21 protein-coding genes are annotated in these 26,889 nt (G+C 67.5%); 14 read left to right on the top strand and 7 right to left on the bottom strand.

What is annotated here, in order from left to right:
* The first annotated feature begins 160 nt into the window (after positions 1-160).
* Positions 161-1,768, top strand: a complete 1,608-nt coding sequence (locus ABIC44_RS01385; RefSeq protein ID WP_309702274.1) for a phosphoenolpyruvate carboxykinase — start codon at positions 161-163, stop codon at positions 1,766-1,768.
* A gap of 140 nt (positions 1,769-1,908) precedes the next feature.
* On the opposite strand, the gene ABIC44_RS01380 is transcribed toward ABIC44_RS01385, so the two are convergent.
* Both ABIC44_RS01380 and ABIC44_RS01375 read right to left on the bottom strand, forming a co-directional pair.
* Positions 1,909-2,358, bottom strand: a complete 450-nt coding sequence (locus tag ABIC44_RS01380; protein ID WP_354293200.1) for an NfeD family protein — start codon at positions 2,356-2,358, stop codon at positions 1,909-1,911.
* Positions 2,355-3,323 (bottom strand): SPFH domain-containing protein, encoded by a 969-nt coding sequence (locus tag ABIC44_RS01375; protein ID WP_309695875.1) that lies wholly within the window; start codon positions 3,321-3,323, stop codon positions 2,355-2,357. Before ABIC44_RS01375 ends, ABIC44_RS01380 begins: the two co-directional genes overlap by 4 nt.
* A 127-nt stretch (positions 3,324-3,450) precedes the next feature.
* Here ABIC44_RS01375 and guaB point away from each other — a divergent pair, with 127 nt between their 5' ends.
* Genes guaB through ABIC44_RS01360 form a run of 3 tightly spaced genes read left to right on the top strand, consistent with a single transcriptional unit; the run spans position 3,451 to position 6,644 of the window.
* Positions 3,451-4,908, top strand: a complete 1,458-nt coding sequence (guaB, locus tag ABIC44_RS01370) for an IMP dehydrogenase (protein ID WP_307099198.1) — start codon at positions 3,451-3,453, stop codon at positions 4,906-4,908.
* A gap of 18 nt (positions 4,909-4,926) precedes the next feature.
* On the top strand, positions 4,927-6,114 hold the full coding sequence (locus tag ABIC44_RS01365; protein WP_354293197.1) for an RsmB/NOP family class I SAM-dependent RNA methyltransferase: 1,188 nt from the start codon (positions 4,927-4,929) through the stop codon (positions 6,112-6,114).
* A 32-nt stretch (positions 6,115-6,146) separates the two neighbouring features.
* Positions 6,147-6,644: a tetratricopeptide repeat protein gene (locus ABIC44_RS01360; protein ID WP_354293195.1), complete on the top strand. Its 498-nt coding sequence runs from the start codon at positions 6,147-6,149 to the stop codon at positions 6,642-6,644.
* 300 nt (positions 6,645-6,944) lie between these two features.
* On the opposite strand, the gene rsmA is transcribed toward ABIC44_RS01360, so the two are convergent.
* Genes rsmA through ABIC44_RS01340 form a run of 4 tightly spaced genes read right to left on the bottom strand, consistent with a single transcriptional unit; the run spans position 6,945 to position 12,470 of the window.
* Positions 6,945-7,769: a 16S rRNA (adenine(1518)-N(6)/adenine(1519)-N(6))-dimethyltransferase RsmA gene (gene rsmA / locus ABIC44_RS01355; RefSeq protein WP_354293193.1), complete on the bottom strand. Its 825-nt coding sequence runs from the start codon at positions 7,767-7,769 to the stop codon at positions 6,945-6,947.
* 4 nt (positions 7,770-7,773) lie between these two features.
* Positions 7,774-8,769: a 4-hydroxythreonine-4-phosphate dehydrogenase PdxA gene (gene pdxA / locus ABIC44_RS01350; RefSeq protein ID WP_354293192.1), complete on the bottom strand. Its 996-nt coding sequence runs from the start codon at positions 8,767-8,769 to the stop codon at positions 7,774-7,776.
* Positions 8,770-8,782: 13 nt separating this feature from the next.
* Positions 8,783-10,165: a peptidylprolyl isomerase gene (locus tag ABIC44_RS01345; protein WP_307099168.1), complete on the bottom strand. Its 1,383-nt coding sequence runs from the start codon at positions 10,163-10,165 to the stop codon at positions 8,783-8,785.
* 58 nt (positions 10,166-10,223) lie between these two features.
* Positions 10,224-12,470, bottom strand: coding sequence for an LPS-assembly protein LptD (locus ABIC44_RS01340; RefSeq protein ID WP_307099166.1), 2,247 nt, complete (start codon positions 12,468-12,470; stop codon positions 10,224-10,226).
* Between the two features lie 174 nt (positions 12,471-12,644).
* On the opposite strand from ABIC44_RS01340, the gene ABIC44_RS01335 reads away from it, so the two are divergent.
* The 8 genes from ABIC44_RS01335 to ABIC44_RS01300 all read left to right on the top strand — a co-directional run bounded on the left by ABIC44_RS01335 (position 12,645) and on the right by ABIC44_RS01300 (position 20,892).
* Positions 12,645-14,111, top strand: coding sequence for a leucyl aminopeptidase (locus ABIC44_RS01335; protein WP_354293188.1), 1,467 nt, complete (start codon positions 12,645-12,647; stop codon positions 14,109-14,111).
* A gap of 17 nt (positions 14,112-14,128) precedes the next feature.
* Entirely contained in the window at positions 14,129-14,569 is a 441-nt protein-coding gene (locus ABIC44_RS01330; RefSeq protein ID WP_354293187.1) for a DNA polymerase III subunit chi, read from the top strand.
* Between the two features lie 121 nt (positions 14,570-14,690).
* Complete coding sequence (ndk, locus tag ABIC44_RS01325; protein WP_307099160.1) at positions 14,691-15,113, top strand: nucleoside-diphosphate kinase; 423 nt, start codon at positions 14,691-14,693, stop codon at positions 15,111-15,113.
* Complete coding sequence (locus ABIC44_RS01320; RefSeq protein ID WP_354293185.1) at positions 15,113-15,631, top strand: GNAT family N-acetyltransferase; 519 nt, start codon at positions 15,113-15,115, stop codon at positions 15,629-15,631. The genes ndk and ABIC44_RS01320 overlap by 1 nt, the downstream gene beginning before the upstream one ends.
* A gap of 142 nt (positions 15,632-15,773) precedes the next feature.
* Positions 15,774-17,957 (top strand): M3 family metallopeptidase, encoded by a 2,184-nt coding sequence (locus ABIC44_RS01315; protein WP_354293183.1) that lies wholly within the window; start codon positions 15,774-15,776, stop codon positions 17,955-17,957.
* 174 nt (positions 17,958-18,131) lie between these two features.
* Positions 18,132-18,950, top strand: a complete 819-nt coding sequence (locus ABIC44_RS01310) for a serine hydrolase (protein WP_307099155.1) — start codon at positions 18,132-18,134, stop codon at positions 18,948-18,950.
* Positions 18,951-19,115: 165 nt separating this feature from the next.
* On the top strand, positions 19,116-20,519 hold the full coding sequence (locus tag ABIC44_RS01305; RefSeq protein ID WP_354293182.1) for a sensor histidine kinase: 1,404 nt from the start codon (positions 19,116-19,118) through the stop codon (positions 20,517-20,519).
* Position 20,520: 1 nt separating this feature from the next.
* Positions 20,521-20,892 (top strand): response regulator, encoded by a 372-nt coding sequence (locus tag ABIC44_RS01300; RefSeq protein ID WP_354293180.1) that lies wholly within the window; start codon positions 20,521-20,523, stop codon positions 20,890-20,892.
* A gap of 68 nt (positions 20,893-20,960) precedes the next feature.
* Here the strand turns inward: ABIC44_RS01300 and ABIC44_RS01295 are convergent, their stop codons facing one another.
* Complete coding sequence (locus ABIC44_RS01295; protein WP_354293178.1) at positions 20,961-23,867, bottom strand: TonB-dependent receptor domain-containing protein; 2,907 nt, start codon at positions 23,865-23,867, stop codon at positions 20,961-20,963.
* A 328-nt stretch (positions 23,868-24,195) separates the two neighbouring features.
* Here ABIC44_RS01295 and ABIC44_RS01290 point away from each other — a divergent pair, with 328 nt between their 5' ends.
* Both ABIC44_RS01290 and ABIC44_RS01285 read left to right on the top strand, forming a co-directional pair.
* Complete coding sequence (locus ABIC44_RS01290; RefSeq protein ID WP_354293177.1) at positions 24,196-25,968, top strand: arylsulfatase; 1,773 nt, start codon at positions 24,196-24,198, stop codon at positions 25,966-25,968.
* Positions 25,969-25,982: 14 nt separating this feature from the next.
* The gene (locus tag ABIC44_RS01285; RefSeq protein ID WP_354293175.1) at positions 25,983-26,888 is read left to right on the top strand and encodes an SUMF1/EgtB/PvdO family nonheme iron enzyme; all 906 of its coding nucleotides are present in this window, start codon (positions 25,983-25,985) and stop codon (positions 26,886-26,888) included.
* Position 26,889: the final 1 nt, after the last annotated feature.

Genomic DNA, 26,889 nt, shown 5'->3' with positions numbered 1-26,889 from the left:
TAGGCCAAAGCGGGACACGGCTCAACCGTCTTTGCGGATTCGTGTGTTTGACGTGTTAAACAAAGCGGCTATGAAAAGGGGGGACGCATACATATTCCTATGCGGCGGCAAGAGGTGCCGGAACTTCCGGCACCCGGCATGAGGGAATGAGGAAGCTCTTATGAACGAACGGATTCCGGAGATCGGATTGCAGGCGCAGGGGATCGAAACCCGCGCGACGCTGCATTGGAACCTGGTGACGGCGCGGCTGATCGAAACGGCGGTCGCGCGGGGCGAGGGCAAGCTGTCCGCGGACGGCCCGCTGGTGGTCGAGACGGGTGAACATACCGGCCGCTCGGCGCAGGACAAGTTCATGGTCCGCGACGACGAGACCCGCGACACCGTCTGGTGGGGCAAGACCAACAAGCCGATGAGCCCCGACGATTTCGCCGCGCTCAAGGCCGATTTCTTCGCCGCGCTGGGCCAGAAGGAAGACCTGTTCGTCCAGGACCTGTATGGCGGATCGCAGCCCGAGCACCGGGTCCGCGTCCGCGTCGTGACCGAGCTGGCCTGGCACAACCTCTTCATCCGCACCATGCTGGTCCGCCCCGAAGAGCATGAGCTGCGCAAGTTCGTCGCCGACTATACGATCATCGACCTGCCCAGCTTCCGCGCCGACCCCGCGCGCCATGGCTGCCGCTCCTCGACGGTCATCGCGGTCAACATGACCGAGAAGCTGATCCTGATCGGCGGCACGCGCTATGCGGGCGAGATGAAGAAGTCGGTCTTCGGCCTGCTCAACTATCTGCTGCCGACGACGGGCGTCATGCCGATGCATTGTTCGGCCAATATGGGCGCGGACGGATCGACGGCGGTGTTCTTCGGCCTGTCGGGCACCGGCAAGACTACGCTGTCGGCCGATGCCAGCCGTACGCTGATCGGCGATGACGAGCATGGCTGGTCGGACACGGCGGTCTTCAATTTCGAGGGCGGCTGCTATGCCAAGATGATCCGCCTCTCGCCCGAGGCCGAGCCCGAGATCTTCGCCACGACCAAGCGGTTCGGGACGGTCCTGGAAAACGTCGTGATGGACCCGGTCACGCGCCAGCTCGACCTGAACGACAACAGCCTGGCCGAGAACAGCCGGGGGGCGTACCCGATCGACTTCATCCCCAATGCGTCGAAGGACAATATGGGGGGCGTGCCGCGCAACATCGTGATGCTGACGGCGGACGCCTATGGCATCCTGCCGCCGATCGCCAAGCTGACGCCCGAACAGGCCATGTATCATTTCCTGTCGGGCTATACCGCGCGCGTCGCGGGGACCGAGATCGGCGTGACCGAGCCCGATGCGACCTTCTCGACCTGCTTCGGCGCGCCCTTCATGCCGCGTCATCCCTCGGTCTATGGCAATTTGCTCAAGGAGCGGATCGCGAAGGGCGGGGTCGATTGCTGGTTGGTCAATACCGGCTGGACCGGCGGCAAATATGGCGTAGGCCACCGCATGCCGATCAAGGCGACGCGCGCGCTGCTCAACGCCGCGCTCGACGGCAGTCTCAACCAGGCCGAGTTCCGGACCGATCCCAATTTCGGCTTCCAGGTGCCGGTCGCGGTGCCCGGCGTCGATCCGGCCATTCTCAACCCGCGTGATACCTGGGCGGACAAGGCGGCCTATGACGCGACGGCGGCCAGGCTGGTCGATCTGTTCAACGAGAATTTCGGCCAGTTCGCGGACCATGTCGACGAAGGCGTCCGCGCGGCGGCGCCCAAGGTGACGGTGGCGGCGTAGCTTCTCGGGTGAGGAGGGCGCTCATGGCGGGCGTTCTCCCTTGGCCTTCGACTGCGCTCAGGCTGAACGGGGTTTCGGGAATCCGCAACAACGCCCGTTCAGCCTGAGCGAAGTCGAAGGCCACGCCCCAACGCACGGCCTCAATCCGCCAAAGGCTCCACCAGCAACACGCCGCCATCGACATGCGCCACGCGCAGCCGAGTCCCCGTGGCGGCATCGGGTCCGCGCACTGGCCATTCGCCGTCGCCCAGCCGCGCGCGCCCTTCGCCGCCCGCGATCGGCGTCGTGACCGTCACGATCTGTCCGCGCAGCCGCCGGGCGGGCTCGTTCAGGACCGGCGCATCGCTCTCCACGGGAAAGTCCCGATACCAGCGCCGCCCGATCACGACGCACACCACGCTCCACACCGCGAAATCGGCGAGTTGCAGCCCGACCGGCAGGTCCGGCAAAGCCCAGACGGTCAACGCCGTCACCCCCACCGCGATGGCGAGGAAGATCAGGAAGACGCCCGGCACGAGCAGCTCGGCGATGCCCAGTACCAACCCCGCCGCCAGCCAGAGCGCGGCGGGGTCGATCTCCCCCAGGCTCACGAACCCGACGGCTCGAACGGCCCCGGCCTGGCGGGCGGGGTGGCGGCGCCCGGCTTGTTCGGGGCCAGCGCTTCCTTCGCCAGCTCGCCGATGCCGCCCAGCGTCCCGATCAGCTGGGTCGCCTCGACCGGGAAGAGGATCGTCTTGGCATTGGGGCTGGTCGCGAACTTGCCCACTGCCTCGACATATTTCTGCGCGACGAAATAGTTGATCGCCTGCGTCCCGCCCGAGGCGATCGCGTCGGACACGACTCGCGTCGCCTTGGCCTCCGCCTCGGCGGCGCGCTCGCGTGCTTCGGAGTCGCGGAACGCCGACTCGCGGCGGCCTTCGGCTTCCAGGATGCGCGCCTGCTTCTGGCCCTCGGCGCGCAGGATCTCCGAAGCGCGCGAGCCTTCCGCCTCCAGGATGTTGGCGCGCTTCTCGCGTTCGGCCTTCATCTGGCGGGCCATGGCGTTGACGATATCGACCGGCGGGCGGATGTCCTTGATCTCGACGCGGGTGATCTTCACCCCCCAGGGCGTGGTCGCATGGTCGACCACATTGAGCAGCCGCGCATTGATCTCGTCGCGCTTGGACAAGGTTTCGTCCAGATCCATCGCGCCCATGACGGTGCGCAAGTTGGTCGTCACCAAGTTCAGCAGCGCGACATACAGGTCCGACACCTCATAGGCGGCCTTGGGTGCATCCAATACCTGGAAGAAGACGACCCCGTCGGTCGAGATCATCGCATTGTCCTTGGTGATGATCTCCTGTCCCGGAATGTCGATCACCTGTTCCATCATGTTCACGCGGCGGCCGACGCGATAGAAGAAAGCGGGGTAGAAGTTGAAGCCGGGGGCGGCCGTGCCGGTATAGCGGCCGAAATGCTCGATCGTGTACTGATAGCCCTGGCGGACGATCTTGATCGACATCATCAGATACAGAAGCACCAGCAGCACCGCCAGCGCGGCAATGATCACGCCCATCGACAAACTCCCCCAGAGATCGATCCTGACACGTTCTAGCATGGCGGTGCAGCAAGGGCCTAGCGGGAACGGCTCGCTTTGGTTACATGGCCCGCCACTTGTTCCCTTCGCAGGATTTGGCAGCCCCATGGATATCCGCCTCGGCCTCACCTTCGACGACGTGCTCCTCGTTCCGCAGGAGTCCGACGTTCTGCCGAGCAGCGCGGACACGCGCACGCAACTGACCCGCTCGATCGCGCTCAACATCCCCGTCCTGTCGGCGGCGATGGACACCGTGACCGAGGCCGACATGGCGATCGTCATGGCGCAGCTGGGCGGCATGGGCGTTCTGCACCGCAACCTGACGCTCGATCAGCAGGTCGCCGCCGTGCGCCAGGTCAAGCGGTTCGAGAGCGGCATGGTCGTCAACCCGATCACCATCTCGCCGACCGCGACGCTGGCCGAGGCGCAGGCGCTGATGGCGCGGCACCGGATCAGCGGCATCCCCGTCGTCGAATTCGACGGCCGTCTCGTCGGCATCCTGACCAACCGCGACGTGCGCTTCGCCGAAAACCCGCAACAGCCGGTGTCCGAGCTGATGACGCATGAGGATCTGGCGACCGTGAAGGTCGGCGTCGGCCAGGACGAGGCGCGCCGCCTGCTCCACGCGCGCCGGATCGAGAAGCTGCTGGTCGTCGACGAAAGCTATCGCTGCGTCGGCCTGATCACCGTCAAGGATATCGAGAAGGCCGTCACCTATCCCTCGGCCACCAAGGATGCCGCCGGGCGCCTGCGCGTCGCCGCCGCCTCCACGGTGGGCGAAAAGGGCTTTGAGCGGACCCGCGCGCTGATCGAGGCGGAGGTCGACTGCGTCATCATCGACACCGCGCACGGCCATAACCGCGACGTCGCCCGCGCGGTCGAGGCGGCCAAGAAGCTGTCCGACACGGTGCAGGTGATCGCAGGCAATGTCGCCACCGCCGCCGCCACCCGCGCGCTGATCGATGCGGGTGCCGATGCGGTGAAGGTCGGCATCGGGCCGGGTTCGATCTGTACCACCCGCGTCGTCGCGGGCGTCGGGGTGCCCCAGTTGACCGCCGTGATGGACTGCGCCGAGGAAGGCTGGAAGTCGGGCGTGCCGGTGATTGCCGATGGCGGCCTGCGCACCTCGGGCGATCTCGCCAAGGCGCTGGCGGCGGGGGCGGGCGCCTGCATGGTCGGCTCGCTGCTCGCGGGCACCGAGGAAGCGCCAGGCGAGACCTTCCTGTACCAGGGCCGTGCCTATAAGTCCTATCGCGGCATGGGCTCGGTCGGCGCGATGGGGCGCGGCTCGGCGGACCGCTATTTCCAGGGCGATATCAAGGATCAGATGAAGCTGGTGCCCGAGGGCATCGAGGGGCAGGTCGCCTATAAGGGCCCGGCGCGCGACGTCATCCACCAGCTGGTCGGCGGCATCAAGGCGGCGATGGGCTATACCGGCTCGGCGACGCTGAAGGACCTGCGCGAACGGGCGCAGTTCGTCCAGATCACAGGGGCGGGCCTGAAGGAAAGCCATGTCCATGACGTGACGATCACGCGGGAAGCTCCCAATTACCCGACCCGCTGAGCCGAGGGACGCCCGCGCATGACCCCCGGTGCCCGCACCCAGGCGGCGATCGAACTGCTGGACGAGATCGTCGCCGCCGCCGCCAGCGGCGGTGCGGCGGCGGACACGCTGATCGCGCGCTATTTCGCGACGCGTCGCTATGCCGGGTCGAAGGACCGGCGGGCGGTGCGCGAGCTGGTCTATGCGGCGATCCGGCAGGCCGGACCGATGCCGGTTTCGGGCCGGGCCGCGATGCTGGCGGTCGCCGATCGCGATCCGGCGGTGGCGGCGACCTTCGACGGGGCGGGCCATGGCCCCGCGCCGATCGCGCCCGACGAACCGCGCGCCGAGGGCGGGGTGGCGCCGGGCTGGCTGGTCGAGGCGCTGACCGCGTCCGGGCTGGATGCGGCCCGGCAGGCCGCGCTGGTCGACCGGGCGCCGCTCGATCTGCGGGTCAACAGCCTGGCGACCACGCGCGACGCGGTGCTGGAGCAATGGCCCGAGGGCGCGGCCACGCCGCTCGCCCCGCTGGGCATCCGCCTGCCCAACGGGACGGCGGTGGAGTCGTCCGACCTCTACCGCGCCGGACTGGTCGAGGTGCAGGACGAGGGCAGCCAGTTGGTCGGCGCGGCGCTGAACGCGAAACCCGGCGAATGGCTGGTCGACCTGTGCGCCGGGGCGGGGGGCAAGACGCTCCAGCTGGCCGCCGCCATGGCCAATCAGGGCGCGCTGCTCGCCTGCGACATCGACCGGGCGCGGCTCCAGAAACTGCCGCCGCGCGCCGAGCGGGCGGGGGCGAGCATCATCGAGAGCCGGTTGCTCAATCCGGGTCACGAGGCCGAGATGCTGGCCGACTGGGCGGGCAAGGCCGATGGCGTCCTGATCGATGCGCCCTGTTCGGGCACCGGCACCTGGCGGCGCAATCCCGAGGCGCGCTGGCGGCTGACCCCGGAGCGATTGCAGCGTCTGCGCGCGATGCAGGAACAGGTGATGGCGATCGGCGCGGGGCTGGTGAAGCCGGGCGGGCGGATGGTCTATATCGTCTGCTCGCTGCTGGATGCCGAAGGGACCGACCAGGTCGCCGCCTTTCTCGCGCGGCATCCCGGCTGGGTGGCCGAGCAGATCGAACCCGCGATCGGTACGGGCCATGGGCCGGGCCGTCGCCTCGATCCCGCGACGCACGGCACCGACGGCTTTTTTGTCGCCTGCCTCCAGGCACCATGCTAGCATCCGGCTTCGTGCCCAGTCCGGAGTTCCTCATGCGTTTGACGTCCCTGGCCGCCGCCGCCGCATTGGCGGTGGTCTCGCTTTCCACGTCGCTCAGCGGCCAGCGCCCCGACAGCCAGATCGATGCCCGGTCGCTGCAATTGCTGGAGCAGGGGCGCAGCCTGAAGGCGGCGGGCAATCTCGACGGTGCGACCGACACTCTGGAAACGGCGGTGACGGTCGATCCGCGCAACCGTGCCGCCTTCGTGCTGCTCGCCGAGGTCGCCGATGCGCGCGGCCTGCCGGGCAAGGCGATCCGGCTGTATCGCGAGGCGCTGCTGCTCGACCCGAACGACACGCGCGCGCTGCGCGGTCAGGGTGAGGCCCTGGTGCAGAAGGGCGCGATCGCCCGCGCCAAGGACAATCTCGCCAAGATCAAGACGCTGTGCAAGCAGGATTGCGGCGATGCCACCGCGCTCGCCGCGCTGATCGCCAAGGGCCCCCCGGTCACGACCGCGCAGGTCGACAGCAAGACCCCGCCGACGCCTTAACCCGAATTCCTCCCTCTCACAGGGGAGGATTAGGGGGGAGACATTCACGATTGCGTATTCTTCTCCTCTCCCCTGTCCAGGGGAGAGGGTTAGCGAAGCTTGCCAGCGTGCTGGCTAGCGCAGCTTGGGTGAGGGGTTGAGCGAGCCTGGAGGCTCGCGCGCCCGCAGTGCGAGCGTCCACCCCTCACCCAGCTCCGACTAAGTCTTTGCTGTCGCAAAGACCAAGTCTGCGCAACCCTCTCCCCTCTGCGAGGGGCGAGGGAAGAACAGGCATGATGAATGTCGATCCAATCTAGTCCTTCACCCCAGCGCGCGGGCCAGGGCGACGAATTCGGCCACGGACAGCGTCTCGGCGCGGCGGGCCGGGTCGATACCGACTGCCTCCATCGCTTCGGTCGCGCCCGCCACCGGCTTCAGGCTCTGGCGCAGCATCTTGCGACGCTGGCCGAAGGCGGCGGCGGTCAGCCGTTCGAGCGTGCGGAAGCTGACCCCCTCGGGCGCCTCTTTCGGGGTGATGTGGACGACCGCCGACATGACCTTGGGCGGCGGGGTGAAGGCGGATCGATGGACCGGCATCGCGATCCGCGAATCGCTGCGCCACTGGGTCAGGACGGCCAGGCGACCATAGGCCGACTGGTCGGCACCGGCGACGATCCGCTCGGCCACTTCCTTCTGGAACATCAGCGTGCAGGACTGCCACCAGGGCAGCCATGCCCCCGACAGCCAGCCGACCAGCAACGGCGTGCCGACATTATAGGGCAGATTCGAGACGATGTGCGGCTTGCTCTCGAACAGCTCGGGCGCATTGATGCGCAGCGCGTCGCCCTCGATGACCTTCAGCCGGTCGGGAAACGCCTCGGACAGTTCGGCGAGCGCGGGGATGCAGCGGCGGTCGCGCTCGATCGCGGTCACGCGTGCGCCCGCCATCAGGAGCGCACGGGTCAGGCCGCCCGGGCCGGGGCCGATCTCCAGCACCTGCTGGTCGGTCAGGTCGCCGGGGATCGCGGCGATCCGCGCGAGCAGCTGGCCGTCGAACAGGAAATTCTGGCCGAGGGACTTGGCGGCGGACAGGCCATGGCGCGCGATGACATCGCGCAACGGCGGCAGGGGCGTGATCGGGGTCATGCGGTCAGGCCGCGGCCTCGGCCCGGCGTCGCGCGGCATCGCCCGCCATGGCGATCGCGGCGATCATCGCGCCGGGATGCGCCTGGTCCTGCCCGGCAATGCCGAAGGCGGTGCCGTGGTCGGGCGAGGTCCGCACGATCGGCAGTCCCAGCGTGATGTTGACCCCCTCGTCGAAATGCAGCGTCTTGAGCGGCACCAGCGCCTGATCGTGATAGCAGCACAGCACCGCATCATAGGCGGTGCGCGCGCGGGGGTGGAACAGCGTGTCGGCGGCGAAGGGGCCGGTCGCATCGATCCCCTCGGCCCGCAACTGCGCGATGGCCGGTTCGATCAGCTCGATCTCCTCGCGCCCGATCGCGCCGCCTTCGCCCGCATGCGGGTTCAGCCCGGCAAAGGCCAGGCGAGGGGCGGTGATACCGAAATTGCGGCACAGCCCGCGCGCGGTGGCGCGGCCCTTGGCGACGATCAGCTCGACCGACAACAGCCCCGATACCGCCGCGAGCGGCACATGGGTGGTGATCGGCACCACGCGCAGCGACGGCCCCGCCAGCATCATGACGGCATTGGCGCCCGCCACGCCGCAACGCTCGGCGACGAACTCGGTCTGCCCCGGATGGGTGAAGCCGATATCGTAGAGCTGCGCCTTGCTGACCGGCCCGGTCACCAGCGCACAGGCGGCGTCCGATCGAACGAGGCCGACCGCCAGCTCCAGCGCGTGGAGCGCACAGCGTGCGCCCTCGACATCCGGGCGGCCGGGATGGATTTCGCCCGCATCGTCGACCGACAGGATGGGCAGCGCCGTATCGAACGCCGAGACCGCCGCCGCCATGTCGGTGACGCGCCGGGTCGGCCCGTCCCAGACCCGCTCGATCGCGCGCGCATCGCCGACCGCGACGAAGGGCGGCAAACCGGCCGCGTCGCGCGCGGCCCAGGCCTTGGCGATGATCTCCGGACCGATACCGGCCGGGTCGCCCATCGAAATCGCCAGAGGCCGGATCATGCCGTCGCTCCCATCACCGATATTCGATCACCGCGTCGCGGCGAAGGTCGCGCATCTTCTGGTTGGCGCGCAGGTTGACGCGCTGCTGCTCCAGCTGGTTCTGCAACTGGTCGTTGGTCGGCAGATTGCCCGAACGCGGCTCTTCGCGGTCGCACAGCACCAGCGAGCGGACGCCTTGCTCCGGCGAGCCGAAGGGCGGGGTCGCCTGGCCGATCTGGAGCTTCAGCAGGATTTCCTGGAGCGGCGCGGGCAGCTGGCGGATCGTCACCTGGTCGTTGTCGACCACCTCGGCCTTCAGCTGGGTCGCCACGCGCTGCACGTCGCCGCAGCCGCGGATCGCCTGGGTCGCCTTGGCGAATTCCGCCGCGCGGGCGCTCGCCTGTGCCTGGGTGGTGCCAGCCGGGAACTTGACGGTCAGCTGCTTGAGCGACAGCCGCGAATCGCGCGGATCGGCGGTCAGTACCTGCCGCTTGTCGGTCAGGTACAGGATCGAGAAGCCGCCGGGGATCTGGATCGGTCCGGCGACCTGGCCGACCTGCATCTGGCCCACCGCCGCCTGAAGCTCGGGCGGCAGCTGCGCAGAACGGACCCAGCCCAAGTCACCGTTCACCGCGCGGGTCGACGCCTCGGAGAAGCTGCGCGCGAAATATTCGAAGGGCTGCTGCCCCTTCTGGATCTCGGCGATGATCTGCCGCGCATTGGCGAAGACCTGCTGCGCGGTCGCCTCGTTGGCGGACAGGAAGATTTCCTTGAGGTTATATTCCTCGGTGCCCTTGGCGGCTTCCAGGCGGGCGCGGATCGCATTCACCTCTTCGTCGCCGACATTGACGGTCGGCTCGACCTTGCGGCGGAGATAGCGGCTCCAGGCCAGCTCGCCCTCGATCTGGCGACGCATCGACTTTTCCGACGAGCCGACCTGGCGCAGGAACGCGTTCATCTGGCTGGGCGTCTTGCCGAACTGCTGCGAGAAGCGGGCATAGGCCTGGTTGATCTCGTCGGGCGTGACCGTGATGTCGGCGGTCTTCGCCTCCTGGATCTGCAACGTCTCGTCGATCAGCTGGCGCAGGATCTGCATGCGCAGCCGGTCGCGGTCCTCCGCCGACAGGTTGGTGACATTGTTCAGCGCGAGCGCCAGCGCCATGCGCTGGTCGAGGTCGGTGCCGGTCAGCACCGTGTCGTTCACGATCGCGGTCGGCTTGCGGATATTGGGGTCCAGCTTGCCGAACAGCTGAAGATTCGAGGGGATGTTGAGCCCGCCCGTGTCGGGCACGGCCTGATCCGGAACCGTCTGCGCCAGCGCGCCCGCGGCGACGGCGGCGAGCATCAGCGTGCCCCCGATGCGAAGGAAGCGGGCCTTGGAACGAATGTCGTGCTTCACCGTGTCTGTGATCCTCATCGCGCCAGCTCTCGGCGCGTAACCGCGGGGGTATGGGTCAACCATGCTGAATGTCGGCTTAGCGACCGAGATTGGTGAAGGCCAGCGTCAACAGAAAGCTGTTGCCCGCCCGCGCATCGCCGGTGTTCACATAATCGCGCCGCCAGGTGAAGCCGAGGCGAAGGCAATCATCCTCATATTGCACGCCCAGCCGGTGACGAATCGGATCGAAGCCATTGGCAACCGACAAAGAATCCTCCGACCGGTCGGTCAGGTCGATGACCGTCGAGCCAAAGGCCGACCAGAAGCGGGCGAACTGCACGCGCCCTGCCAGCCGCACTTCCTCGCGGTCCTGCAAATCCTCGATCGAGGGGAAGATATGCCGGTTCAGGCGCAGATAGCCCGCCTGGAAATAGGTGGCGCGCGATCCGATCGTCGCGTCCAGCTCGTTGCGGCGAACCGCGAAACTGTCCTTGTCCAGCCGGAAGCGGTGGGTCAGCGAGACGAAGTCGCGGAAGCGCAGCTCGGTCCGCCCCACGATATCCGACCAGCGATCGGACAGGCCGGTGCCCGGATAGAGGATGGTCTGGCGGTCGTTCAGGCGAAAGCTCTGTCCCACCAGCGTGTCGAGGGTGAAGCCGGGCAGGGTGAGCGCCCATTGCGCGCCGTAGGTGATGCGCGTCGAATCCTCGAACCGGTCATAGCCGGGGAAGCGGTTGAGCGCGAAGAGGTTGGAATCCTCCAGATCGACCGCGCGGGCATCCTCGTTGGGGATGCCGAGATTGCGGATCGGCGGGCTGGCGACGATCTGGACGCGCGGGGTGAAACGCTGGCTGCCGCCCCAAAGCTCGCCGACAAAGGGCCATTTGACATCGACCGCCAGCGCCCCGATCGCGCGCCCCTGGAACCCGTCCAGCCCCTGATAGACCAGCGGCGTGGTGGCGATGTTGCTGGAGTTATAGGCGTCGCCGCGCGCATAGGCGGTGAACGTCACCTCCTGGCCCCAGTTGGTCAGGCGGCGCAGGTCCCAGCGCAGGCTGGCAAAGGCACGCTGCGTGTCCTGGCCCGCCGTCCGGCTGATCGCCAGCGTGTTGAGCTGCATCTCGAACTTGCCGCCCAGCAGGCCGTCGTTGAAGCGGCGGCGATAGTCGATCTCGGGCAGGGCGATGGCCTGTTGCCCCTGCGGGTCGTTGACGCGCAGCGTCTGCACGTACCAGCCGTTGATCGCGAAATAGCTGTCGGCGTCGATCCGCTCCAGGCTGGCCGTGGTGCGCAGCCGGTCGTCGCGCGAAATATCGTAACGGCGCAGGAAGGTGCGGTCGGTCGTCACCCGCAGCGAGCCCGACAGGCTCCATTCGGGGGAAAACTGGTATCGGCCGATCCCGTCGAGATAGCCGCGAAACGCCTGGGTCGTGTCGGTCGGGTTGAGGGTGTTCAGGTCGTCGCTGCGGCGGCTGGCGGTGGCATAGCCGGTCAGGCGGAACGCGCCCAGCGTGTTCAGCGCCTCATATTCCGCCTCCATCATCGGCAGCACGGCGGTGAAGACGTGCGGCGTGACGGTCAGCCCCTTGTTGGGCGCGAGCTTCCAGTAATAGGGCGCGGCAATCTCGATCCCGTTGACCCGGTCGAGCCGGATGTCGGGGGTCAGGAAGCCGCTGTCGCCGCCCGATCCCACCGGCGCGGACAGGCGCGGCAGCGGGATGGTGGGCAGGCCGAACAGGTTCAGTCGCGCGCCGTTGAAATAGACGCGCTCGCGGTCCGGGCGATAGGTGACGCGGACCGCCGTGATCTTCCACGACGGCTCCTTGGGGCAGCCCTCGGACGTCTCGACCGCGCAGGGCGTATAGGCGGCATGTTCGAGATTGACGGTGCCGTCGGTCTGGCGGGTGCCCCGATCCGCCGCCAGGCGCCCACCCTGTTCGAGCACGACCAGCATATTGTCGACGACGCCGTCCTTCATCGAGTCGGTCAGCTCGATCTGGTCGCCATAGGCGATGTCGCCTTCGGGATTGGTGATCGCGATATTGCCGGTGGCGAGCACCTTGCCGGACTTGCGGTTCCACGTCACCTTGTCGGCGCGCAGGCGTTCGCCGTCGCGGATCATGCGGACATCGCCGGTCGCCGTCACGATATCGGCGTCGATGTCATATTCCAGCTGCGCCGCGCTGAAGCGGACCTGGTTGGAGTCCGCAGGGGCGGGGCCGTCGGCGGGCGGCGGTGCCACGGGGCGATCCTGCAGATCCTGCGCGGCGGCAGGCGTCGCAGCGAGCGCGGCCAACAGGGCGAGGGGCAGGGTGCTGCCGGTCAGAAGCGTCGATCGCAACACGATGATACCAGGTCCGTCCTTGCCGACATGATGATGAAAGCCTCCCCCCGGCAGGGCGACGCCGCGAATGGCCCGCCTATCGCATCACCGGCCGCCCGCTGCAATCGCGCGCTTGCCACATCGGCTCCAAGGCCTAGATGATAGCCGCTGTTACTTGTTCATCAGGGGTTTCCCATGCAGATCGCGTTTACCTCCGCCGTCGAAACCGGCGATGTCATCGTCCTTCCCGTCGCGAAGGGCAAGGTCGACACGGTGCAGTTCGGCGGCGAGGAACAGGGCGCACTGGGCAAGGCGGCCATCGAGGCGGCGCGTTTCAAGGGCGATGCGGGCACAATCGCCGAGTTCTTCGCGACCGTCGATAGCGCGGTCCGCCGGGTCGTCCTGCTCGGCATCGGCGAGGGTTCGGCGGCCGACTGGCGCAAGGCGGGCGGCGCGCTGACCGCCAAGCTGCTGACCTCGGCGTCGTCGGCGTCGGTCGATCTGACCGGGCTGGACGGCCAGCCCGCGGCCGAGGCCGTGGCGGGCTTTGCCGGGGCGGCGGTGCAGCGCGGCTGGCGCTATGACGTGTATCGCACCAAGCTGCCCGAAAGCGCCAAGCCGGTGCTGACCCGCATCGCGATCGTGGGGGCAGGCGCCGAGGCGGAAGCCGCATATGCGCGCATCCACGCGGTCAATGGCGGGCTGGAGCTGACCCGCACGCTCGTCTCGGAGCCGCCGAACAAGCTCTATCCCGAGAGCTTCGTCGAGCGCGTGCTGCGCGACGTCGACGGTCTGGGGCTGGAAGTCACCGTGCTGGACGAGGCGCAGATGCGCGACCTGGGCATGGGCGCGCTGCTGGGCGTCAGCCAGGGTTCGGTGCGCGAGGGGCGCCTGCTGGTCCTGAAGTGGAATGGCGGCGCGGCGGATGCCGAGACGCTGGCGCTGGTCGGCAAGGGCGTGACCTTCGACACCGGCGGCATCTCCATCAAGCCCGCCGCGGGCATGGAAGACATGAAGTGGGACATGGGCGGCGCCGGTGCGGTCGCGGGCGCGATGAAGGCGATCGCCGCGCGCAAGGCCAAGGCGAACGTCGTCGGCGTCATGGGCCTGGTCGAGAACATGCCCGACGGCAATGCGCAGCGCCCCGGTGACGTGGTGACGTCGATGTCGGGCCAGACGATCGAGGTCATCAACACCGACGCGGAAGGCCGCCTGGTCCTGTGCGACGCGCTGACCTGGGTCCAGAAGACCCATTCGCCCTCGACCATCGTCGACCTCGCCACGCTGACCGGCGCGATGATCATCAGCCTGGGCCATGAGCATGGCGGCCTGTTCGCCAATGACGATTCGCTGGCCGATGCGCTGCTCGCGGCGAGCAAGACCACCGACGAGAAGCTGTGGCGCTTCCCGCTGTCCGACGCCTATGACAAGCTGATCGACAGCCCGATCGCCGACATGAAGAATGTCGGTCCGCGCGGCGGCGGCTCGATCACGGCGGCGCAATTCCTGAAGCGCTATATCAACGAGGGCGTCGCCTGGGCGCATCTCGACATCGCCGGCATGGTCTGGTCGGACAAGCCGGGCGTCAACCACGACAAGGGCGCGACCGGATACGGCGTGCGCCTGCTCGACCAGTTCGTCGCGGACCGGTTCGAGGCGTAAGGACATAGGGCGGCGCGATGCAGGTCGACTTCTATCATCTGACCATGGCGCCGCTCGACCGGCTGCTTCCCGTCATCGCCGATCGGGTGATGGCGGGGGGCGGGCGGCTGTTGATCGTCAGCGGCGACCCCGACCAGCGGGCCGCCCTCGATCGGCAGCTCTGGATGGTCCCGGCGGACGGCTTCCTGCCGCATGCCCAGGCGGGGGAGGGCGACGATGCCGCCCAGCCGATCCTGATTTCGGGCGAGGTACAGCCCGCCAATGGCGCACGGCATGTCGCGCTGGCGGACGGCGTGTGGCGCGACGCGGCGCTGGACTTCGACCGCGCCTTCCACTTCTTCGACGGCGACCGGATCGCCGAGGCGCGCGCCGCCTGGCGGGCGCTCGCCGACTGCGAGGGCGTCGAGCGGCGCTACTGGAAACAGAACGACCAGGGCCGCTGGGAACAGGCGGCGTAACATTCCTCCCCGTCCCGGCGAGGACCAGCTTGTTGCCATAAGACATTGCATTGCCTTCGCGCCGCGACTAGGGCGACGCCACTTCCAGCCAACACCTTAATTCAGGAGCTGCGTGACCATCATGGCCGCGAACCGTACCTTTTCGATCATCAAGCCCGACGCGACCCGCCGCAACCTGACCGGCGCCGTCACCAAGATGCTGGAGGACGCCGGTCTGCGCGTCGTCGCCTCGAAGCGCATCCACATGACCCGCGAGCAGGCCGAGGGCTTCTATGCGGTCCACAAGGAGCGTCCCTTCTTCAACGATCTGGTCGAGTTCATGATCTCGGGCCCGGTCGTCGTGCAGGTGCTCGAGGGCGAGAACGCCATGCAGCGCAACCGCGACATCATGGGCGCGACCAACCCCGCCAATGCCGAGCCGGGCACGATCCGCAAGGAACTGGCCGAGTCGATCGAAGCCAACACCGTCCATGGTTCGGACTCGGACGAGAATGCCGCGATCGAGATCGCCTATTTCTTCAAGCCGGAAGAAATCGTCGGCTGATGGAATGGCGGCTGCGACGGGCCGGGCCGGGCGACGCGCCTGCGCTGTCGCTCGTCGCGGCCGCCACCTTTCTCGAGACCTTTGCCGGGACCATTGCCGGTCCCGACATGGTGTATCACTGCACCACCAACAGCTCGCCCGCCAAGTTCGATCACTGGATCGCGGATGACGCCTGCGTCGTCACTTTGGCCGAGCATCCCGATGGCGCAGCGCCCGTCGGCTATACGCTTCTCGTCCCGCCCGACCTGCCGGTCGAGACCGACGAGCATGATATCGAACTCCGCCGCATCTATGCGCTGTCGCTGACGCGCGGTTCGGGGCTGGGCCACAGGCTGATGGCCCGCGCGCTGGACGATGCCCGCGCACTCGGGCGACGCCGGATGCTACTCGGCGTGCTCGGCATCAACGAAAATGCCCGCGCCTTCTATGAGCGCGAAGGCTTCACGCTGGCAGGCACGCGCCAGTTCCGGGTCGGCGACACCGTCTATGACGATGTCGTCTATGCCCGCCGCCTCTAGGGCGAAGGCGACGATGCAAAGACCGGCAGGCGGGCGCACCGCGCATCTCCCCTCCGCCCACGCGGACCGTCCCGCCCCGGCTCTTGATCCGCAGGCTTCGCAGGCGCATGGCACAGGCCCTTCGCTAGTTGATGGAGCCCCCATGCGCCTGTTCGCCGCGACTGCCACGATCCTGCTGATGTCGACCACCGCGATGGCCCAGACCCCGGCCTCCGCCCCGGCCGGTGCACATGCGGCGTCCCTGCCCGCGTCCAATCCCTTCGCCGCGGCCAGCACGCTGCCGCTGGGGGCGCCGCCCTTCGATCGGATCAAGAGCAGCGACTATGCGCCCGCCCTGCTGGCGGGGATGGCGCAGCAACGGGCCGAAGTGCGGGCGATCGCCAATGCGCGCAGCGCGCCGACGTTCGACAATACCATTGCCGCGCTCGAACGGTCGGGCCGGTTGCTGGAACGTGCCAGCCTGGCTTTCGAGGGCGTGGTCGGTGCCAATACCGACGATGTCCTGCAAAAGACCGAGGCCGATCTGGCCCCGGCCTTCGCCGCGCATCAGGATGCGATCAACCTGGACCCCGCGCTGTTCGCCCGCGTCAGGACGCTGTACGACAAGCGCCGGACGCTGGGCCTGACGCCCGAGCAGCTTCAGGTGCTGACGCTCACCTATCAGAATATGGTGCGCGCGGGCGCGCTGCTGTCCCCGGCCGACAAGCTCACGCTGAGCCAATATAACGCGCAACTGTCGACGCTGGAGACCGCGTTCCAGCAGAAGCTGCTCGCCGCGACCAAGGCGGGTGCGCTGGTCGTCGAGGATCGCGCCAAGCTGGCCGGACTGTCCGAGGCGGAGATCGCGGCGGCGGCCGATGCGGCCAAGGCGCGCGGGCTGACCGGCAAATATGTGCTGACCCTGCAAAACACCACCCAGCAGCCCGAGCTTGCCAGCCTGACCGATCGCGCCACGCGCGAGGCGCTGTTCCGGGCGAGCTGGACGCGCGCGGAGAAGGGGGACGCCAACGATACCCGCGACACGATCGCACAGATCGCCCTGCTCCGGGCGCAAAAGGCCAAGCTGCTCGGCTTCCCCACCTGGGCCGATTACGTGCTGCAGGACCAGATGGCCAGGAACCCGCAGACCGCGCTGGCCTTCATGCAGCGGCTGGGCAAGCCCGTCGCCGTCGAGCAGCATCGCGAGGCGGCGGAATTGCAGGCGCGGATCAAGGCGACCGGCGGCGATTTCGAGCTGAAGCCCTGGGACTGGGATTTCTATTCGGAACAGGTTCGCAAGGCCAAATATGATCTGAACCAGGACGAGCTGAAACCCTATTTCGAGATCAACAAGGTCCTGACCGACGGTGTCTTCTATGCCGCGCACGAGCTGTACGGCCTGACCTTCAAGCGCCGCACCGACATTCCCGTCTATCAGCCCGACGTGATGGTCTATGAGGTGGATGAAGCGAATGGCGCGATGCTGGGCCTGATGTATTTCGACTATTGGAAGCGCGACAACAAGAATGGCGGCGCGTGGATGTCGAACTTCGTCAACCAGTCGAAGCTGATCGGCACCAAGCCGGTCATCTATAACGTCGCGAACTTCACCAAGCCCGCCGCCGGTCAGCCCTCCCTGATCAGCTTCGACGATGTCGTGACGATGTTCCACGAATTCGGCCATGCGCTGCACGGCCTGTTCGCGAACCAGGTCTATCCCTCGGTATCGGGCACGAATACCGCCCGCGACTTCGTGGAGTTCCCGTCGCAGTTCAACGAGCATTGGGCGCTCGATCCCAAGGTGCTGTCGCATTATGCGGTGAACTACAAGGACGGAAAGCCCATCCCGCAGGCGCTGGTCGACAAGATCAAGCGGGCCAGCACCTTCAATTCGGGCTATTCCTTCGGCGAGGCGCTGGCCGCGGCCGAGCTGGACATGAGCTGGCATTCGCTGACGGCGGCGCAGGGGCGGCAGGATGTCGACGCCTTCGAGGACAAGGCGCTGGCCGCGACCGGGCTGGACATCGCCGAGGTGCCGCCGCGCTATCGCTCCAGCTATTTCCTCCACATATGGTCGAACGGCTATTCGGCGGGCTATTACGCCTATAGCTGGACCAAGATGCTGAGCGCCAATGCGTTCAACTGGTTCGAACGCCATGGCGGCATGACCCGCGCCAATGGCCAGCGGTTCCGCGACATGATCCTGTCGAAGGGGCATACCGAGGATTATGCGCCGATGTTCCGGGCCTTCAACGGCGCGGACCCGCAGGTCGGCCCGTTGCTGAAGGACCTGGGCCTGGACGCCGATACCCCGGAGCATGCGCGGACCGCGACGACCGCCGGATAGGCCGGTGCCGGGCGGCATGACGGTGTGCCGCCCGAAAAAATCGCCTGGTCTCATGACCGTCATATTCCACGCGACGCGTCCGGTTTTTGCGGCTAGCGTCGATCCATTACCCCATGCCGTGATCGAGGAAGGTTGATGCGAGTAGCCCTGCTTTTCCGTCTTTTTCTGACGGGTATGGCGGCGAGTTTCACGAACCCGGCATCGGCGGTCACCCCGACGTCCGAACTGGTCGAGCTTCAGCGCGAGATGAACGCGCTGCTGGCCGGGCGTTCGGGGGAATATGGCATCGCCGCGATCGATCTGCGCGACGGCTATACCGCCAGCGTGAACGGCACGATCCCCTTTCCGATGGCGAGCACGGTGAAGCTCGCCATCGCGGCCGCCTATCTGACCGAGGTCGACCAGGGGCGGCGGAGCCTGGGCGACATGATCCATGGCCGCACCGCCGCGAAGGCGATGGAGGCGATGATCGTCCGCAGCGACAATCTGGCGGCCGACCAGCTGTTCGCGGCCGTCGGCGGCCCTGCCAAGGTCCAGCAATGGCTATGGACCCAGAACATCACCGGCATCCGGGTCGACCGGACGATTGCCCAGCTCCTCCGCGAGCGCGGCCATCTGGCGGACATCAAGGACGTCGCGACGCCGGTCGCCATGGTCACCCTGCTGAAACGGCTCGACAGCGGCTCGGTCCTCGCGCCGCAGAGCCGTGCCTTCCTGCTCGGCCTGATGCGGCAATGCCGGACGGGCACCCGCCGCATCCGCGCGTTGCTGCCCGCCGGAACGCTGGTGGAGGACAAGACGGGGACGCTGGACGGCATCTCGAACGATGTCGGGTTCATCACCATGCCCGACGGCCGCCGCGTGGCGATCGCCGTGTTCGCGCGCGGGGGACGCGATCGCCAGCCCGTCATCGCCGAGCTGTCGCGGATGATCTATGATCGCTTCACCGACAGCGTCCGCAATGCGGTCGCGGCGTTCATGAAGCTGCGATAACCGGGGTCGCAGGCGGTCGGTCCGCTGCGGTCGTCGCGTCGGGACCACCGCGCGAATACGGAAAATGGCTGGACAAACCCATCGGGGATTTGTCTTTTCAATGATCTACGTTAGCGCAGGCGGCGGGACGGGCCGGGGGGCCTTGTCCCGCTTTCGGGTGGCAGAATGATCAGGACACAGCCAGGCAGCATCTTCGATCGGATCATCATCTGGTCTTTCGACCGACCGGTGTCGGGTTTCACGCGCTATACGCTGGCGGCGCTGGTCGTCGCATTCGTGGCGGTCGCGCGGATCCTCATCATCCCCGACGAACTGCCATGGCTGCTCTTCATTCCGGCCACGATCGGCGTCGCGCTGGTCCTGGGGCTGGGCGCGGGATTGTTCGCCAGCATGGTGTCCACGGTCGCCGGTGCCCTGTCGATCGGCAATGCTGCCAACCCCTATTGGCTGCCGGACAATCAATGGGCGGCGGCAGTGGTGTTCCTCGTCATCCTGATCGGCATGGTCATGATGACCGGCGAATTGCGGGACACGCTGCGGCGGTCGCTGGCGCTGAACGCCGAACTGGTCGAGCGGGAGCGTTCCTCGGCGGAGCGCGAGGTGTTCCTGTCCAGCGTCCTGGCCGCGTCCACCGACTGCATCAAGGTCGTGGACCTGGACGGCAATCTGACCTTCATGAGCGAGGGCGGCATGAAGGTGATGGACATCAGCGACTTCAACGCGGTCCGTGGCTGTCCCTGGTCGGATTTCCTGAAGGGCAACGGCGCGGCTCAGGCCCGCGCGGCGCTGAAGGCGGCGGCCGAGGGGCGCTCGTCGCATTTCGAGACGCCTGCGGACACCTATATCGGCGTTCCCAAATGGTGGTCGGTTTCCGTCTCGCCCATCCCCGGCCCGGATGGTCGCCCGGCGCGCATCCTGTCGGTGTCGCGCGACCTCACCGCGCTGTACGAAGCCCGCGAGCAGCAGAAGCTCCTGAACGGCGAGCTGAGCCACCGGCTGAAGAATGTGCTGACCCTGGTCCAGTCGATCGCCAATCAGACGTTGCGCGGCGCGCACAGCATCGAACAGGCCTCCGCCGCCTTCTCCTCGCGGCTGGCCTCGCTGGGGCGGGCGACCGATGTGCTGACCACCACCGCATGGCAGCAGGCGGAGCTTCACGATGTCATCGAGGCCGGGCTGTCGGCCGTCTCCGGGATGAGGGACCGGATCGCGATCGATGGTCCGCGCATCCGATTGAACTCGCATGTCGCGCTGGCGTTGACCCTGGCTTTCCACGAGCTGGCGACCAATGCGACCAAATATGGCGCGCTCGGCAACGATACGGGATCGGTGACCTTGCGATGGCAGGTCAGCGGCACGCAGGGCAGCGCCTGTTTCCATCTGCGCTGGCAGGAACGGGGTGGGCCGCCGGTCGTCCGCCCGTCACAGCGCGGCTTTGGATCGCGCATGATCGAGCGCTCGCTCGGCGCCTATTTCCGGGGCAGGACGGTGCTCGACTTTCCGCCCGAAGGGGTCGTGTTCCGGATCGATGCGCCGCTGGGCGACACCGGCGAGCTGATCGACGGTTGATATGGGACAGCCCATTTCGCCGCGCAGCATCCTCATCGTCGAGGATGAGCCGTTCGTCCGCCACGACCTGGCGGACTTTTTCGAGGATCGCGGTTTTCAGGTCTTCGCGGCGCAGGATGCCGACACGGCGGCCGAGATCCTCGCCGCGCACGCGTCCATCCGCATCGTGCTTACCGATGTGCAGATGGCGGGGACGATGGACGGGGTGAAGCTGGCGCATGTCGTGCGCGACCGCTGTCCGCTGGCGATCCTCATCATCGTGTCGGGCATGGGGCATCCGCCCATAGCCGACCTGCCCGACGGATCGGTGTTCCTCGCCAAGCCGTTCGATCCCCGGCACGTACTGGACGAGATCGAACGCCTGTCCGCCTGACGGTCCGACCGGCCGACGCCTCGACGCGCGGGTGAGCGGCCGGGACATACGCCCCGGCCACCGTCACGTCAGAATTTGAAGCCCAGACGGGCATAGCCGAACTGGCCCGGCAGGTCATAGGTCGTCGGATCGAATCCGCCGCAGCTCAGGCAGTCGGGCGCTCTCTTCCCCAGGATGTTGTTGACCCCCATGGTCAGCGTCATACGCTGCGACATCCAGGGCAGGGTCCAGCCGACCTGCGCATCCAGATACAGGATCGGCTTCATCTCGCGATTGGCATAGGCGGGCTCGGTCACCTTGCCGATATAGCGGCCGGTGAGCGACGCCAGGAACGTCTCGCTCGACCAGTCGATCGTCGCGACGCTCTTGAAGCGGGGATAGGCCTGGTCGCCGCGTTCGGTGCCCTGCCGTTCCAGCTTGGCGCTGCCGGTGGCGGTGGGCAGGGTGGTCGAATATTCCAGCAGGACGTTGCTGGCCCAGTTCAGCCCGAACGTGCCCGCCCCGACGCGCGGACTGCGATAGAGGAGGGTGATGTCGATCCCCTCGCTCTTGAGCGAGGCGATATTCTGGAGCAGCCCGCGAATCTGCGTGATCTGGCCGCTGCCCGTCGAGGAGCGGGTGATCGCGCCGCAGCTGACCGCATCGCGCTGGTTGATGCAGTTCGCCAGCAGCACGTCCGCCCCGACCGAGGCGATCGCGTCGTCCACCTTGATCGTATAGTAATCGGCCTCCAGGCTCAGCTGGCTGGCGAAACCGGCCTCACGAGCCCAGGCAGGGCTATAGACGCCGCCCAGCACCCAGCTCTCCGACTTTTCAGGCTTCAGCGCGCGGTTGCCGCCGGTCAGGATCGGCAGCTGCAACCCGTTCTGGACGTAATTGACCGGCACGCCCAGCGCGACGCAGTTCTGTCGCACCGTGCTGTTCGCGGGCAGGCTGGCAATCCCCGAGCAGGGATCGATGACGGTGCCGTCGAACCGCGACGGCGTGCCGAACAGCTCGCCGATGCTGGGGGCGCGGAACCCCTGCGCCCAGGTGCCGCGCAGGCGCAGATCCTCGAACGGCTTCCAGCTGAGCCCGCCCTTCATCACCGTTCGGTTGCCGCTGGTCGAGTAATCCGAATAGCGCGCGGCGAACGACCCTTCGAGCAGGCGGAAGAAGGGGACGTCCTTCAGCACCGGGATGCTGAGTTCGGCGTAAACCTCGTTGACGTCGAACGCGCCCGCCGTCGGCTGGGCCGGAATGTCCGACCCCAGCCCCGCCGCGACGATGGGATCGGGGTTGAACGATCCCGTCTGGCGGCGGAACTCATATCCCGTGGCCAGACCCAGCGGCCCGGCGGGAAGCTGGAACAGCGTACCCGTCAGGTTGAAGGTCGCGTCGGTCATCGTCTGTTCGGACCGGTCGCGCTGGGTGAAGGTCACATAGTCGATCATCGCCTGGGTGATCGAACCGGCGCCGCCGAAGATGTTGAACGGCACGCATGCGCCGGTGCAGTTCGCCACCGGCCCCAGCGCCAGCGCCAGGTTGGCGGCGTTCACATTGCCGTGCGCCACCTGCTTGGCATGGTTCTCGGCATAGATGACATTGGCGTCCCAGTACCAGGTGCCCGCGCCGATCGGGATCTGGCCGTCCAGCGTGCTCGACATGTACATGGTGTCGACCCGCTGGCTGTAGTGGCGCGGTCCGTTTTCGACGAAGCGCCGCCCGATAAAGCCGTAATTGGCCGGCGTCCCGCTATTCCCCGCGCTCAGCGTCACGCCGAACGGGTTGAACGGATTGGTCCGGTCGATCGAAATGGTATCGAGCAGATTGCCGTTGCCCGCATCCGGCCCGACGAACAGCGGCAGCGGCGCCGCCTGGTTGTCCGAGGTGCGGCGGTTGTAGATCAGCTTGGTGCTCAGCCGGACATTGTCCGCCAGCTCGCCGGTGAAGTTGACGAAGGCGCCGACCCGCTCCTGCGGCGTCAGCAGATAGTTATAGGGGCGGAAGTTGAACCGATCGGCGACGGTGAAGGACTTGAAGTCGCTGTTCGCGCCGGTCGGGTCGGACGGGTCGAAGCGCGGCCGGGTGAGCGGGTTGCTCTTCAACGTCAGGTTCATCGCCTCGCCCGTCACGGGGTTGTTGATGATGAACCGGCCATTGGGCGTGCCCGAGCTGCACGTGCTGGTACAGGCGGTCGCGCCGGGATCGGGGAAGGCGTAATAGGGCCGATCGCCCGCAAAGACCGATCCCTGGTTGATGTAATTGGCGCCCGCGACGATCGAGACGCGGCCGTCCGAGGTCCGGTGCCCCCAGCTCAGCTGGTAATTCTGGGTTACCCCGTCGCCCTTGTCATAGCCGCCCAGCTGCGCCGAGGCGAGGAAGCCGTTCTGGCGCTTCTTGGTGATGATGTTGACGACGCCCGCAATCGCGTCCGAGCCGTAGATGGTCGACGCCCCGTCGCGCAGCACGTCGACGCGTTCGATCATGCTGTCGGGAATGGCGTTCAGGTCGACCGCGCCGGGAATGCCGCTCGCCGCGCTGCCGTTGATGAAACGCAGGCCGTCGACCAGCACCAGCGTGCGGCGGCTGCCCAGATAGCGCAGGTCGATCTCGGCCGACCCCGCGCCGACGCCGCCGCCATCAGGCGGGTTGCCGTTATTGCCCGACCGATTGAAGCGGGAATTGAGCCCACCCGCCGCACCGGGCAGGCGTTGCAGCACGTCGCCGATCGAGGAAAGGCCGGTCCGCGCGATGTCCGCGCCGTCGATCGCGGTCAGTGGTGCGCTCTGGTCCAGCGGATTGCGGCGGATGCGCGATCCCGTCACCACGATCGTCCCGTCGCTCGCACCCGCCGCATCGCCATCGGCGGTCTCGGCGGCGCCGCTGCCGCCCGAAGACTGGGTTTGCGCCTGGGCGTCGATGGCCAGGATCAGGGACCCGATGGCCGCCCCCGTCAGCGCCCATTTTCGCAACCGGCTCGGTCGATAAACCATGATCTTTCCCCTTTTTTGGTCCTGCTTTGCTCCCGTTCCTGCTGCGAATTTGGGGTGGCCTCTGTCGTGCCGCCTTTGATGGGGTGTGCGCCGTGATCGGCCCGTGTGACGCCCGCTGATACGGTGTGCCCATGCCGATCGCTGTCACCTCCATTTCATATACGGTATGACATTGCGGATGGTGTCAAGGGGCTTGCTGCAAGCGGCGATGGGGGCGGCGCGCCAAGTAATTCCTACCTATCGAGTAGGTAAAATAGCATTGTAGCGACTGCCCAGGGCCTTATGCCGGGCATGCGGCCGCGCCCATGGTCGCCCAAAGGGAGCAGATATGATCGGCCTGAGACTCATGGCGTCCTCCATCCCCGCGCTTGTCGCAGCCACGCCTGTCCCGGCGGCGGCCCAACAGACCGCGCCGGTCGCACCCGCCCAACAACAGGCGGCGAAGGACGCGCCCAATTTCCTGGTCATCGTCGCGGACGATCTGGGCTGGTCCGATCTGGGCGCGTTCGGGGGTGAGATCGCGACCCCCAATCTCGATGCGCTGGCGCTGTCGGGGGTGCGCTTCACCGGCTTCCATACCGCGCCCACCTGTTCGCCGACCCGCTCGATGCTGATGAGCGGGGTCGACAATCACGAGGCCGGGCTCGGCACCATGGCCGAGTTGCTGGGGCCGGAAACGCGTGGGCGGCCGGGCTATGAGGGCTATCTGAACGACCGCGTCGCCTCGATCGCCGAGCTGCTGCGCGCGGGCGGGTATACGACGCTGATGGCGGGCAAATGGCATCTCGGCCTGACCCCGGAGCGCGAACCTGCAGCGCGGGGCTTCGAGCACAGCTTCGCGCTGCTCCAGGGCCTGTCGAACCATTTCGGCGAGGACCAGAACGACGCCTGGACCCGGGCGGGCCTCGCCCCCAGCTATCGCGACGACGGCAAGCCCGCCGCGCTGCCCAAGGGCACCTATTCCGCCGATTATTTCGCGGACCGGCTGATCGGCTATCTCGACGCGGCGGCCAGGTCGGGGGATCGGCGCCCCTTCTTCGCCTATCTGCCCTTCACCACGCCGCACTGGCCGCTCCAGGCCCCGGCGGAGACGATCGCCAAATATAAGGGCCGCTATGATGCGGGCTATGAAGCGCTGCGGAGCGAGCGGCTGGCGCGGCAAAAGGCGCTGGGGCTGGTTCCCGCCGATGCGGTGCCGCACACGCTGGAACTGGCGCGGCCCTGGGCCTCGCTGACCGCCGAAGAGCGCGCGATCGAGGCGCGCAAGATGGAGGTCTATGCCGCGATGGTCGACCGGATGGACCAGAATGTCGGCCGCGTCCTGGCCGCGCTGAAGGCGCAAGGCAGGCTCGACAATACGATCATCCTGTTCTTCGCCGACAATGGCCCCGAAGGAAACGACATCCACGCGCCCAGCCCGCGCTTCAAGGTCGGTTCGCCCGATGCGGCCTTGCCCCGGGCGGAGGCGCTGGGGATCGACAACAGCCTGGGCAATATCGGCAAGGGCAGCAGCTATGTCGGCTATGGCCCGGGCTGGGCCCAGGCCAATTCGGTCCCGTCCTGGCTGGTCAAGAGCTATACCACCGAGGGCGGCATCCGGGTCAGCGCCTTTGCCGCCGGGCGCGGCGTGAAGGGCGGCGGGCGGATCGCCAATGCCAATCTGGACGTGCGCGACGTCGCGCCCACGCTGCTCGACTATGCGGGGTTGCGCCAGCCGAGCGCGTTCGCCGGTCGCCCAATCCTGCCCTATGAGGGGCATAGCCTGCGCCCCGTGCTGGCGGCCGATGCGGCGGGGGTGCGCGGCGCGGACGAGGCGCTCGGCTATGAACTCTTCTTCCGCCGGGCGTTGCGCAAGGGCGACTGGAAGGTCGTCTATCTGCCCGCGCCGACCAATCGCTATACGCGCGGCGGCGTCAGCACCGGGCGGTGGCAGCTCTTCAACATCGCGGCCGACCCCGGCGAGACGAAGGACCTGTCCGCCGCCGAGCCGGCGCGGCTGGCCGATCTGGTGGTGGCCTATGATCGTTATGCCAAGGCGAAGGGCGTGGTGCCGCTGCCCGCCGGGGCCGAGACCGCAACCGCCCCGGCGGCGCGGCCGTGAGGATAGGGGCGGCGTTGCTGCTGGCCGTCGCGGCGACCGCGACGCTGGGTGCGCAGGCCCCCGCGCCGGTGCATCGCTGTCTCGGTCAGGACGCAATCGTCTCGGTGCCCGCCGGGACCGTCCTGCTGGGCGAGGACGGCGCGGAGCGTCCGGGGCAGGCGGTGCGGGTAGCGGCGTTCCGCATCGACGCGCATGAGGTCACCAACCGCCAGTTCGCCGCCTTCGTCGCGGCGACCGGCCATCGCACCCGGGCCGAGCGCGAAGGTGCATCCGCGCTGTTCGTCGCCCCGACCGAGGCCGTATCGCTCGACGACGCCTCGCGCTGGTGGCGCTGGACGAAGGGGGCGGACTGGCGTCATCCCATGGGGCCGGGCAGCGACCTGACCGGCCGGGCGGACGAGCCGGTCGTCCATGTCGACCGCGACGATGCGGCCGTCTATGCCCGCTGGGTCGGCGGCGCGCTTCCGACCACGGCACAATGGGAACGCGCGGCGCGGGGCAATCAAAATGCCACGCGCGACCCGGTCGAATGGGCGTTCAACCATGGCAAGCCGCGCGCCAATGTCTGGGAAGGCGTCTTCCCGATCCGCGACACCGCCGAGGACGGCTATGCCGGGATCGCCCCGGTCGGCTGTTTCGAACCCAATGACCTGGCGCTCTACGACATGGTCGGCAATGTCTGGGAATGGGTGGCGGGCGAGGGCGATGTAGGGCTGGTCAAGGGCGGCAGCTATCTGTGCGCGATGAACTATTGCGCCAATTTCCGCCCCGCCGCCTATCAGGCCCAGGAACACGACCTGCCGACCTCGCATATCGGGTTTCGCGTGGCTTATCCGGTGGCTGCTCCCGGTGCGTCGCTTTCGATGCCGATCGCTCGGTCTTCATCGGGTTCGGTCATGGCGACCAATATTGGCGGGTAGG

The sequence above is a fragment of the Sphingomonas sp. 1185 genome (assembly GCF_040544655.1).
Lineage (GTDB): Bacteria > Pseudomonadota > Alphaproteobacteria > Sphingomonadales > Sphingomonadaceae > Sphingomonas.
Note: the sequence above shows the minus strand (reverse complement) of the source record. Positions and strands in the feature narration are given on the sequence as shown.